The following is an 11,479-nucleotide window of genomic DNA, read 5'->3' as shown; positions in this document are numbered from 1 at the left end:
TTATCACTCCTATTCTTGGTTATTTGATAACAAAAGGAATACAAAAGGTAAAACCCATTCACAAATGGTCAGGTAGGTTAACAATAATTCTTGTTGCAATAACTATCATTTTTGGGCTTATACGGTTATTGGAGATAGTTACTAAATAATAATTTTTGCTTGACAAAACAATACATGTAATTTAACATAACAGTGTTATGTATCTACCTATCTTTTTATAACCCCAGGGGTTAGGAAGCAGCAAATTGTTTTAACAAGAAATTAAGCCTCTGACTGTATGTGCGTACAACTCACTAATGTAATATTGTATCAAAGCCAATAAGTCCTAACTCCTATAGCAAAGATGCAAAGATACCAATCATTGGCGCACTTCTTTTACAACACCTGTAATAATTAAAAATAGTATACGGAGGTTCCCATGTCATTAGAAAAAATATGGCAAAAGAATTATCCTGCGCAGGTGCCTCGTGAATTAGATTTTGACAAAACCACCATGCCCCAGGCATTGGCAAGGTCTGCCCAAAAATATGCTGAAAATATTGCACTAATCTTTATGGGCAAAAAAATAAGTTATGCTACACTTGACAGGATGGTAAACAGGTTTGCAAAGGCGCTCAGAGCCCTTGGGGCAAAAAAAGGTGATACTGTAGCTTTAGTGTTACCCAATATTCCTCAGGTTGTTATTGCCAATTATGCAACATGGAGGATTGGCGCTGTGGCAGCACTCAACAATCCGCTGTACACCGAACGTGAATTGCAGTACCAGCTTGATGATTCTGATGCTACTATCGTTATCACTTTAGATTTACTATTACCACGTATACTTACTATTAAGCCCAATACCAAAATACGGCATATTATCACCTGCCATATCAGTGACTATCTCCCATTTCCATTAAAACAGCTATTTCCATATGTAAAAAAGAAAATGTACCGTAAAGTGAAACCTTCAAATGATGTTAGCCAGTTTCTTGATTTGATGAGACAATATGATGACACGCCGGTAAAAGACGAATCATCATGGGACGATGTTGCTACATTGCTTTATACCGGAGGAACAACTGGGACAAGCAAAGGCGTAATGCTAACTCACGCAAATATGTCATGTAATGTACAGCAATTAAGAAGCTGGTTTTACGATTTAAAAGAAGGTGAAGGTAGTATGATGGGCATTTTCCCATTTTTCCATTCTGCAGGGTTTACAGGAATACAAAACATGACTATATGGGGAGGTTGGACTGATATACTTATCCCACGACCAGAACCAGGTGTAATCATTGAACAGATCAAAAAATTTAAACCGACATTTGTTCCAGGTGTTCCTACAATATTTATAGGCCTTTTGAATAATCCTGAATTCAGGAAAATGGACTTACGTTTTATTAAAGGCTTTATTGCTGGTGCTGCACCACTGCCAGTTGAAACCATAAAGCAATTAAAAGAATTAACCGGTGGTGATATCATCAATATTTATGGCCTTACTGAAATTTCACCAATGGGTACAGGTTCGCCATGGAAGGGGAATATAAAACCGGGCACCGTGGGAATACCCTTACCTAACACCCAAATCAAAATCGTTGATGTTGAATCCGGCACAAAAGAAATGGAAATTGGACAGTCGGGTGAAATATGCTTTAAAGGCCCTCAGGTAATGAAAGGATACTATAAAAAGCCAGAAGAGACAGCCGCTGTTTTAAAAGATGGATGGCTGTATACTGGTGATATTGGAACCATTGACGAAGATGGCTACCTTACTATAGTTGACCGAAAAAAGGATATGATTATTTCCAGTGGATACAATATCTTCCCATTAGAGATTGATGAAATTCTATTCCAGCATCCCAGGATACTTGAAGCATGTACCATTGGTGTACCTGATGCCTATAGAGGTGAGGCTCCAAAAGCATTTGTGGTAGTAAAACCAGGTGAGCATTTGACAAAAGAAGAAATCATTGCTTATTGCAAGGAAAAGCTTGCTCCGTATAAGGTCCCCAGAGAAATAGAATTTATTGATGCATTGCCTAAAAGCGCAATAGGAAAGATTTTACGAAAAGAAGTACGTGAAATGGAAAGGAAAAAACGTGAGCAAATAGCATAAAATTAAAAGGGGGTGTTCCAAAACAAACAGTGGTGCTCGCAATGACGTGAGGACAAAAGTCATTTTAAAGGGATGTCTTGTGGGACACCCCTTTATTTTTTTATTAGTAATACTTTGTGGAATCCTTCAAGAATTCGGTCATGGTGCTGTCAACATCTTTCATGCCTTTATAATAGGTCTCAGCTATGTTCAAAAGTACATCATAAAAATACATCAAATGTGGGATATAGAATTCTCGCTTAAGCTGATTTTGTATTGGGAATGCAGTTGAATTTTTTACTTCAGATAGCCTTTTATCAGTTAATATCACTTTATTTTCTCTTATATATGAAAATACAATGTCATCTGTGCCCAATGCGGTAGGAGTTGGATCAATAATTTTTACTTCAGAAATTGCATTTTCATAATAATTTTCCTCGCGGATGATTGATTCCAGTTTATTTACGGTTGTTCCGTTTGTATAAATCTTAATGGATTTTAATTTTTTAATTTTTATTTTATTTGGTACCAGATCATCCTTCACAAAAAAATGTTTTTCCAGATAGATGTAATCATTACCCTGTGAGTATGATACCTGGAATGGAAGCAACCTGATATCCTTGATAGACATTAACTTATATTTGGCTACAGTGTCCTCTATTCTTTTACAAAATGTAAGAATCTGCTGATCAAGCTGTTTTCCTTCATTTACAAGCATTTCAGATTCTAACGTGTCTTTTTTTGGTTCCTGTGAAAATACACCCCCGGTAAATTGCATGGATACAATAATCATTAATATAATTAAATAGTCTTTACGCATTTATATCCTCCGATTATAGGTAATTAAGGAAATTTACTACGTATTGTATAGCATATTGTAAAAATTTAAACAAAAATTTGTTATACCTGCTTTTACTTATCTAATTATCGATAGTTACTAACAATTTTGTTAATAAAATTAATTAGAGTACTATCCCCAACATGTCACCCTTACCCTTGCCCTAAATTTATTACAGGATTGATTCAGGATATCATTACAAAACGTTGAAAGATTCCGGATCAAGCCCGGAATGACGGCAATACACTAAGCCATCCCGAACGTGATTCACAACGTCACTACAATGAGTCATCCCGAACGTGATTCAGGATCTCATTGGTGTAAACAAGAGATTCCGGATCAAGCCCGGAATGACAGTGTGGAGCAAATCATCCTGAGGTGTGCAAATTACAAATGATTTTGCCGTTAACCCTGGATTACCTCACTTCGACAAACTCAGCGCAGGCGCTTTTCTGTCAGTGACAGAAAAAATATGAAAAGTAGATGCTCTGAAAAAAACAATATTGACAATTTTTGCTTCATTAAATAGTGTACAAAGCATCACTGATATTTTACTAATGCAACAGGTTAAATTCATGTCACAAACAAATTTCAATGAAGAAAACTTTTCTGAATTACTGGAACAATCGTTCATCAAATCCGATAACTTTGAAGTTGGCGATACCGTCACAGGCAAAGTTATTCTCATCACCGGTGACAGCATCTTTGTAGACATCCAATCCAAGAGTGAAGCTATCATTGATACACAGGAATTCACCGATGACAAAGGGAACCGCACCATAAAAGTTGGCGATACCATTACAGCGTATGTTGCAGCAATCAAACGTGGTGAAATAGTCCTGACATCGCGGATTGGTAAAGGTGTGGTTTCGCCCGATCTTCTGCATATAGCGTATAAAAATCAGTTACCCGTACATGGAACTGTCAAACAAACAACCAATGGTGGCTTTATTGTTTCCATCGGTGGTATTCAGGCATTTTGCCCCCTATCACAAATTGACACAAAGATTCAGGAAAGCGATAGTTACCTGAATAAAAGTTTTGACTTTGCAATTATGCGCTATGAACAGCAGGGAAAAAACATTATCCTGTCACGAAGGTCTCTGCTTGATAAAATCAAAGAAGAAGCCATAGAAAAGCTAAAAAAACAATTACACATTGGCGATGTGGTAGAAGCTACCGTGGTGCAAGTACTGGATGCAGGCCTTTTAGTATCGGTACAGTCACTTGATGCCTTTGTACCAAAAAGCGAACTATCGCATAGCCGTAAACCAAATATAAATCTATATGAATCAGGACAGACTATCACTGCAAAGATACTTGAGTTAGACTGGAATAAAGTCAAAATAACATTGAGCATAAAACAAACACTGCCTGAGCCCTGGCATTACATCAGTCAGTATCAGATTGGGAACACTTATACAGGAACTATCGCCAAAATAATAAAAAATGGTGCATTTGTTGAGCTTGATAATGGCCTTGAAGGGTTTATTCCGCTTTCACGCATGAGCTATGTTAAAAAGCTCCATGACCCCCGTGAAGTATGTAATGAGGGCGATAGTGTACAGGTAAAAATCATTGATATTGACCAATCAAGTAAAAAAATTACCCTGGAACTTATCACCAGTGAAGAAAATCCCTGGCTTACAGTCAATGAATCGCTGCGTGATTCCATACAAACAGCCAGCATTGAAGAAATTACAGCAAAAGGCCTTGTTGTGGTTCTGCCAAATCAGGTGCGTGCGTTTGTTCCTAAAGAGCAGTGTGCCATTGACCGCAATGCTGATATAGCAAAGTCATATCAGGCGGGTGCTTTCATCAAGGTTGTGGTAACTACTGTCAATGCCGATGACAGAAAATGTATTGCTTCAGAAAAAAAAGCACAGGAAATTGAAGAGCGGCAGTCGTATGAAAAATTCATTGCATCCACTACCAGTCAGGGTTCTTCAGCTTTTGGGCAACTGTTTAAACAGAAGTATGAAGAAATGCAGAAAAAATCCGGAAACACATAAACCTGTATGGATACAAAACGTACAAACAGTGAACAACTGGCATATAGATCATATGTAGAAAACAATATCCAATATATTAACGAAATCCACAAGAAGATTGAAAAGCTTATCTTAAAACTTGAAAAGGAACACATTTCAGTCAAAGAATGTTTTGAACAGCTTGAAAATGAAATTAACCTACTATTGAAAGTGTATTCGCATTTTACATCTTTGGGAGGATACAACTACTGCCTTAAATTAAAATCGCTTATTGATAAATATCAAGAGGTGACAAACACTGAAATTCAGCTATCCGCACTGTATTATATTCATTCAAAGATTCTAGAACTGCAGGAAGAGCAACAGAAACATTTCCCCAAGCTTACTCAAAAGAAAGCTTTGTATGATGAGCTTGTGTCCACTAAAAAATTTGTGGAAGATGACGTCAACAATTGCACATACAAATGGATTACCTTTAAACGCAATGCCATGTGGTTTGTTGTTCTTTTTGATAGTTATCAGTTATTGGATACCAGTGATATACTAGACATTAAGCCCCTTTCACAAAATTACTATCAGGCAATATTGAATAACACCACAATTACCATCCGTGATCCTCTTCGGTTAGACGAACAACCTTCAACCACAGTATTGCTTATCAATTACCACAATACCACCTATGGCTACTTTTATGATACCATTGGAAGAAAATTAGGTGCACGGAGCAATATTCTGCAGCGGATGGCAAAAGCGCCTGAGGGGTATTCACTGCCGTTGTATGGGAGGGTCAGGTTATTTGGCGATAGTCATATATATCTTAAACACATTGATATAAACAAATAGACGCAATTATACTTCCTCATCGCAGCTTCCTAAATAATAGTATGACTGAATTTCCTCAGAAGATATTTTTCCTTCCCGCACTATCTTGAGTTTGCCATTAAATAGGCTTATAAGTGTTGGCTTTGGGTGACGTTTGCATAACTCTTCTATGATAACAATGGCATCAACTTTTTTCCCAAAAATGCGAATAATATCAGAGTGCTTATTTGAGCCTTTTGTTACCCTGAGAATATTTGTGGCAAAGAGAGGCTGACCCACTGTTTCAATTATTTCCTGAACAAACTTTGTTTTAGGAAAACGCAATGCAATTTCCTGTGAGTTATCCTCTTTCCGTGGCACAATTGCTGTTACCTCACCAGGCCATATCCTGTGCAGAAAATCATATTGAAATTTGGTTACCGTTGCAAGGGATTCCAGCATTTTGAATGAAGCTATCAGGCGTACAAATTTTTTGGTTCTGGATTTGATAATTGTTTTTAATTTATTCTCAACTGTTGTGTTTGCAACACCAACTATTTCATACTGGGAGTCAACAGGGAGTATAACAAGGCCATTTTTATGTAAAATATCAATAATTCTTTGGATAATTTCAGTATCCACACTGCCATCTTTTTTGAGCTTCCGTATTACTATTACATCATCATTTTTGTAAGGCGACTCTACAAATTGCATCATCGCAATTTACCTTTTGCTGTAATAAATGATACACAATCCTTCCTGCTATATTGCTTTCACATATTCTATAATGTGCATAGTGTAAATGCAAGCATTTTAAATGTACAGGCTCCTGTAACCCCCCTATGCCTCGTTTCATGACATTTAAGTATTCCTCTTCAATTTCTTTTTTTATATATTTTTCATATACGCTTTTTCTGAAAAAATAAAAATGTGAATGTGCTTTCAGCATCTCTCGTTTTAATTCTTCATCCGAGTTAACGAATGTTTCAATCTTTGCAATATACCCTTTATTTTCAAGCTCATGTATCTCATCATTCAGATATGGGCATGTCAGCCATACTATATTGGACAATGACTGATAATCAACCATGCCACCAGCCTGGGGGGATAACAGTACAATCTGCGGGAAGCCGTAATCGCACTTTTCAAATATGCCCGCAACAGCATCAGTGGTACCTTTAAGCTGCCAGCGTAAAACCTGCTCATCCCGTTGAGTAAGCATGTACATGTGAGGTATCATATTTTTTCAATAACTATAATGGATTTCTGTTTCTATAATATAGCAACATCCCGGTAATAATCAACACAGAAAATATTACCCATAAAATTCTACCATATTGTATATACTGTGTTAATTTTTCTGTGCCCGGTAGCTGTGAGGTTTGTATGTGAGGAGGCTCTTCCTTTTTGTCCTGAAACTCAAATACTTTTGCACCCTGAGGGATATACCCTGCATTAATACTTTCCTTCAATAACAGATTGTCAGGATTACCATGGCTGGTTAATTCCCTGAACTTTTTAATTTCAGATTGCTTCTGTATAATCTGATGTTGTATATATGCTATCTCTTTTTTAAGCTTCATCCTCTCCAGTACGCCACTTTCACTAAATACAAAGCAATACACACTGAAGAGGATGAATGCAATTAAAAACAATGTAAACTTATTATTACGGTTTGCCAATTGAATAAAACACCTTTTTGCCATTAAATTTTGCTGCAGCACCTAACTGCTCTTCAATTCGCAATAGCTGATTGTATTTTGCAAGGCGGTCGGTACGCGATGCTGAGCCAGTTTTAATAAACCCAGTATTCATGGCTACAGCTAAATCAGCTATTGACGGGTCTTCTGTTTCGCCAGAACGGTGCGATACAACAGCGGTATACCCTGCACGTTTTGCCATTTCAATAGCTTCGATAGTTTCGGTTAAAGTGCCTATCTGATTTAATTTAATCAATATGGAATTGGCTATTCCCTTTTCAATACCTTTTTTAAATATTGATGTATTTGTGACAAATATATCATCACCCACAAGCTGTACCTTGTCTTTGCACTTATCGGTCAATAGCTTCCAGCCATCCCAATCCTCTTCGGACATGCCGTCCTCAATTGATATAATAGGATATTTGCTTATCCAGTCTACATAAACCTGAACCATCTCTTCAGAGGTCTTTTCCGGTTTTGCTTCTGCTGCCAAATTATATTTACCATTTTTGTAGAACTCACTTGCAGCCGAGTCTATTGCTAAATATATATCCTGCCCTGCCTTAAAACCAGCTTCTTTAATTGCTTCAAGGATTACCTCAAAAGCTTCAGCATTGGATTTTAAATTTGGTGCAAATCCACCTTCATCACCTACTGCGGTGTTATAGCCTTTCTTTGATAGTACTTTTTTCAAAGCGTGGAATGTTTCCACTCCCATACGTAAAGCTTCTCTGAAGCTATCTGCCCCAACGGGCACTATCATAAATTCCTGTATATCCACGTTGTTGTCGGCATGCTTTCCACCATTTAAGATATTCATCATTGGCACAGGCAGCTCACACGCTCCTACACCACCAATATACTGATACAGTGGCATGCCAAAGGTTTCGGCAACTGCCTTGGCACAGGCCATTGACACACCTAAGATTGCATTTGCACCCAATTTTGCCTTATTGGGTGTGCCGTCAAGGTCAATCAGCGTTTTGTCTATTTCTATCTGACGCATTGCATCCATTTCCACTATAGCACCGGATATAATCTCATTGACATTCTGCACAGCTTTTAATACTCCCTTGCCATTGTAGCGGGATTTATCGCCATCCCTTAATTCTATGGCTTCATTTTCACCAGTTGATGCACCCGATGGCACTGCAAACCTGCCAACAATCCCTGACGAAAGTTCAACATCAACTTCGATTGTAGGATTGCCCCGTGAATCTAAAATTTCGCGTGCATGCACGTCTGTTATAATTGTCATAGTAATACTCCTACAGAATTAATTTTTATGCTGCAATACTATCTATGCCATTACATTACAATGTAAATACACACATAAAATATATGCAAGAAGTTTTTTGTGTGGTGAATAGGGGCAAAAAATACAATATTTTACGGTTCATTTAAACACATGCTGGGCACTATTCCATTTTCATGCAACAATACATTGTAATAATACAATGAGCTTTTCAACCAAATTTAATCAGCCATTTCCACAATGGAATAAATCTAATGGTAACCCTGTTCCCATACCACTGGAATATTTCTTCTTTTTCTACTTCACAGTTGAGTATAATAACATTATTGCAGGATAATTCTTTAGATGCTTTTAATAATGAGCGTTTTTCTCGCTCTAATGTTTCCAGATTTGTTATATCGTAGCAAACTTGAATGAGCCATCCAATTGTATTACCTTGTTGAACTACAAAATCAACCTCCTCCCCCTGTTGATTTTTCCAGAAATAAAATCTAAGTTTCCCATTTAACTCCTGTTTCTTCAGAACTATCGCAACTACATTTTCTAATAATTGACCCCTGTTTTTTGTATAGCTAATTGCCTTAGAATATATTAGCCCATTATCAATACAGTAGATTTTTTTATTATAGGTTAGCTGTTCTTTTAGTTTAAATGAAAATCTGTTAACTTTGAAAAATATAAATGCTTCCTCTAAATAATTAATATATTTTTCAATTGTGCGGATATTATTTATCTTTGTTATCTTGGATAACGTATTATAAGAATATTCTTTGGCAATATTTGATATTAGATAGCTAGCTACTACATCTAATTGAGCGGGATAGCGTATGGAGTAACGGCTAATAATATCTTTATATAAAATTGCATTAAATAATATAGATAAATAATTTTTTACATCAATCCTTTTTATAAGCGGTTCGGGAAAACCTCCATATTGTAAATAATCATATAACTTAGTATTTTTTTCAGTTTCAGTAAATTCAATTCTATCCATCATTATAAATTCTGCAAAAGAAAACGGAAACACAATTACCGGTATATGCCTGCCTGTTAAATGGGTAGCAAGCTCTTTGCTTAACATCTTTGAGTTACTACCAGTTACAATTAAATTTCTTCCATTTCTGTGGAGTCTATTTACAAATAATTCCCAATTAGGTAAATTTTGAATTTCATCAAAGAGCAGTGTTTTAGGGTTTCCATAAATTGCATCAATATTAGTTATTATTTCGTCATAATTTTTAATTTCAAGTATACGTTCATCATCAAAATTGAGGTATCCAAAATTATTTGTATTTTTCAAATAATGAATACCCAAAAATGATTTACCAGCTCTACGAGGACCAATAATTACTTTTATCAAGTCATTATTAAACAAGCTATAATCAATGTTTCTTTCTACATATCTTTCTAAAAACTTTGATTCAAGTTCACGCTTCTGTGTTATTATAATATCTCGCAGCATTTTTAATAGTTCTTATATTATAATACATAAAACTTTATAAAATTATGTATTATAATACATAGATATTAATAAAAAATCAAGAAAAAATTTTGTTTTAGAATTTTTTTCAAAATTTATTATTGTGTTTTTACTATCTTTAATTTTTTTAAAATTTCTATTTTTATATCAAATTTGTCGAGGACCACGAAAATTCCCCACTTTTTAGGCTTCAGGGCCATTAGTATTCCCCAGTTTTACAGCAATTAGGGCCATTTATATTCCCCAAAAACTCTTCACACCGCAAGTATAAAATCAATAATGGCACCTATATTTTTAAAAAATAAGGGAACTTCTAAAAACTATTTTTTTGGATGTTCCCTTGAGGGCACAATATAGAGGATAAAACCGCTTTCTTTTTATTGCATTTATAATGATGAAAGCGGTTTTTAGAGGTCCCCATAAGGAGCCTAATAAATGGGGTACAAGGTGATAACTAAAGAGAAGATATATGAAGTTTTTCGACGCTGGCACAGCGGGCAGCCGATAAACCATATCAGTCAGGCAAAGAGTTTAGACAGGAAAACAATTCGAGATTATCTGCAGTATTTTAAGAATTATAGAATAGATTTCATAAAATGAAATAATTTTTGTCAAGCTTTGTAAGATTATTTTACATAATCTAATATTTATTTTTGTTTATTATACTCTCCAACATGTTCAATAAAATACTTCTTTCCTTCTTCGGTTATTTCCCAAATCCCTCTTTTTGTATTATTTGACATAAAACCTTTTATAATTAAATTCTTTCTACACCACTTGGCTGTATTCCGCCACCTAACTTCATTACGAGAGTTATCCAAAACTTCATAGTCAACTTCATTAAGAATAGGCTTAACAATTTCATAAACTTTATCTAAAACTACTCCCGCTTCTGCTTTACCCCCCATTTCAATTAGAACTTTTAATATTGGCATTTCAAATACTTTCTCATTAGTTCTGTTAAAATTAATTTTATCCTTTGATTTCTTTTCTGATTTATTTTCATATTTATAATAATTAAAATTTTCTCTTATTTTATTTGTTAATTTTCTTATTAGTAAAATATTAGAATAATTATTATATAAAATATTATATTCACCTTTCGATTGTAACAATTCAAAAATATCAGATATTTTTTTATTATTAATAAAATTAAGGATTATTTTATCAATACAATCAATAATTTTAATACTTTCTTTGTAAAATTGTAGTAATCTAATATCAGAAATTATATGAACCTCTTTTTCTTCTTTTTTATTTAAAATTTCATCAATCTTAGCAAACAACTCATCTTCCATGTTTTTTAAATCAATATCATTATTTAGATCCAATAA

Annotated in this window: 10 protein-coding genes; 3 read left to right on the top strand and 7 right to left on the bottom strand. The window is 35.0% G+C overall.

Going from position 1 to position 11,479, the window contains the following annotated elements; translation table 11 throughout:
* Positions 1–418 precede the first annotated feature (418 nt).
* Complete coding sequence (locus tag AB1444_15360; protein MEW6528033.1) at positions 419–2,098, top strand: long-chain fatty acid--CoA ligase; 1,680 nt, start codon at positions 419–421, stop codon at positions 2,096–2,098.
* Between the two features lie 103 nt (positions 2,099–2,201).
* Here AB1444_15360 and AB1444_15355 read toward each other — a convergent pair whose 3' ends face one another.
* Positions 2,202–2,897 (bottom strand): hypothetical protein, encoded by a 696-nt coding sequence (locus tag AB1444_15355; protein MEW6528032.1) that lies wholly within the window; start codon positions 2,895–2,897, stop codon positions 2,202–2,204.
* Between the two features lie 593 nt (positions 2,898–3,490).
* Between AB1444_15355 and AB1444_15350 the strand changes: the two genes are divergently transcribed.
* Together AB1444_15350 and AB1444_15345 are read left to right on the top strand one after the other, a co-directional pair.
* A complete protein-coding gene (locus AB1444_15350; GenBank protein MEW6528031.1) occupies positions 3,491–4,927 on the top strand; it encodes a S1 RNA-binding domain-containing protein in 1,437 nt (478 codons plus the stop codon).
* A 6-nt stretch (positions 4,928–4,933) separates the two neighbouring features.
* Complete coding sequence (locus AB1444_15345) at positions 4,934–5,749, top strand: hypothetical protein (GenBank protein ID MEW6528030.1); 816 nt, start codon at positions 4,934–4,936, stop codon at positions 5,747–5,749.
* Positions 5,750–5,755: 6 nt separating this feature from the next.
* Here AB1444_15345 and AB1444_15340 read toward each other — a convergent pair whose 3' ends face one another.
* From AB1444_15340 to AB1444_15315, 6 genes are all read right to left on the bottom strand, one after another.
* Positions 5,756–6,424, bottom strand: coding sequence for a Sua5/YciO/YrdC/YwlC family protein (locus tag AB1444_15340; GenBank protein ID MEW6528029.1), 669 nt, complete (start codon positions 6,422–6,424; stop codon positions 5,756–5,758).
* Positions 6,390–6,935 (bottom strand): DUF501 domain-containing protein, encoded by a 546-nt coding sequence (locus AB1444_15335; GenBank protein ID MEW6528028.1) that lies wholly within the window; start codon positions 6,933–6,935, stop codon positions 6,390–6,392. Before AB1444_15335 ends, AB1444_15340 begins: the two co-directional genes overlap by 35 nt.
* A 25-nt stretch (positions 6,936–6,960) precedes the next feature.
* Complete coding sequence (locus AB1444_15330) at positions 6,961–7,413, bottom strand: hypothetical protein (GenBank protein ID MEW6528027.1); 453 nt, start codon at positions 7,411–7,413, stop codon at positions 6,961–6,963.
* Complete coding sequence (gene eno, locus AB1444_15325; GenBank protein ID MEW6528026.1) at positions 7,376–8,668, bottom strand: phosphopyruvate hydratase; 1,293 nt, start codon at positions 8,666–8,668, stop codon at positions 7,376–7,378. Before eno ends, AB1444_15330 begins: the two co-directional genes overlap by 38 nt.
* A 208-nt stretch (positions 8,669–8,876) precedes the next feature.
* Entirely contained in the window at positions 8,877–10,127 is a 1,251-nt protein-coding gene (locus AB1444_15320; GenBank protein ID MEW6528025.1) for an ATP-binding protein, read from the bottom strand.
* A 665-nt stretch (positions 10,128–10,792) separates the two neighbouring features.
* On the bottom strand, positions 10,793–11,479 hold a 687-nt coding region (locus AB1444_15315), incomplete at its 5' end, for a winged helix-turn-helix domain-containing protein (GenBank protein ID MEW6528024.1).

The organism is Spirochaetota bacterium (assembly GCA_040756435.1).
Taxonomy (GTDB): domain Bacteria; phylum Spirochaetota; class UBA4802; order UBA4802; family UB4802; genus UBA4802.
The sequence above is the reverse complement of the archived record's forward strand: the minus strand, read 5'-3'. Positions and strand labels throughout refer to the sequence as shown.

Coding starts and splice junctions, on each gene's coding strand:
- AB1444_15360 (MEW6528033.1), top strand. CDS start 419: ATGTCATTAGAAAAAATATGGCAAAAGAATTATCCTGCGCAGGTGCCT.
- AB1444_15355 (MEW6528032.1), bottom strand. CDS start 2,897: ATGCGTAAAGACTATTTAATTATATTAATGATTATTGTATCCATGCAA.
- AB1444_15350 (MEW6528031.1), top strand. CDS start 3,491: ATGTCACAAACAAATTTCAATGAAGAAAACTTTTCTGAATTACTGGAA.
- AB1444_15345 (MEW6528030.1), top strand. CDS start 4,934: ATGGATACAAAACGTACAAACAGTGAACAACTGGCATATAGATCATAT.
- AB1444_15340 (MEW6528029.1), bottom strand. CDS start 6,424: ATGATGCAATTTGTAGAGTCGCCTTACAAAAATGATGATGTAATAGTA.
- AB1444_15335 (MEW6528028.1), bottom strand. CDS start 6,935: ATGTACATGCTTACTCAACGGGATGAGCAGGTTTTACGCTGGCAGCTT.
- AB1444_15330 (MEW6528027.1), bottom strand. CDS start 7,413: ATGGCAAAAAGGTGTTTTATTCAATTGGCAAACCGTAATAATAAGTTT.
- eno (MEW6528026.1), bottom strand. CDS start 8,668: ATGACAATTATAACAGACGTGCATGCACGCGAAATTTTAGATTCACGG.
- AB1444_15320 (MEW6528025.1), bottom strand. CDS start 10,127: ATGCTGCGAGATATTATAATAACACAGAAGCGTGAACTTGAATCAAAG.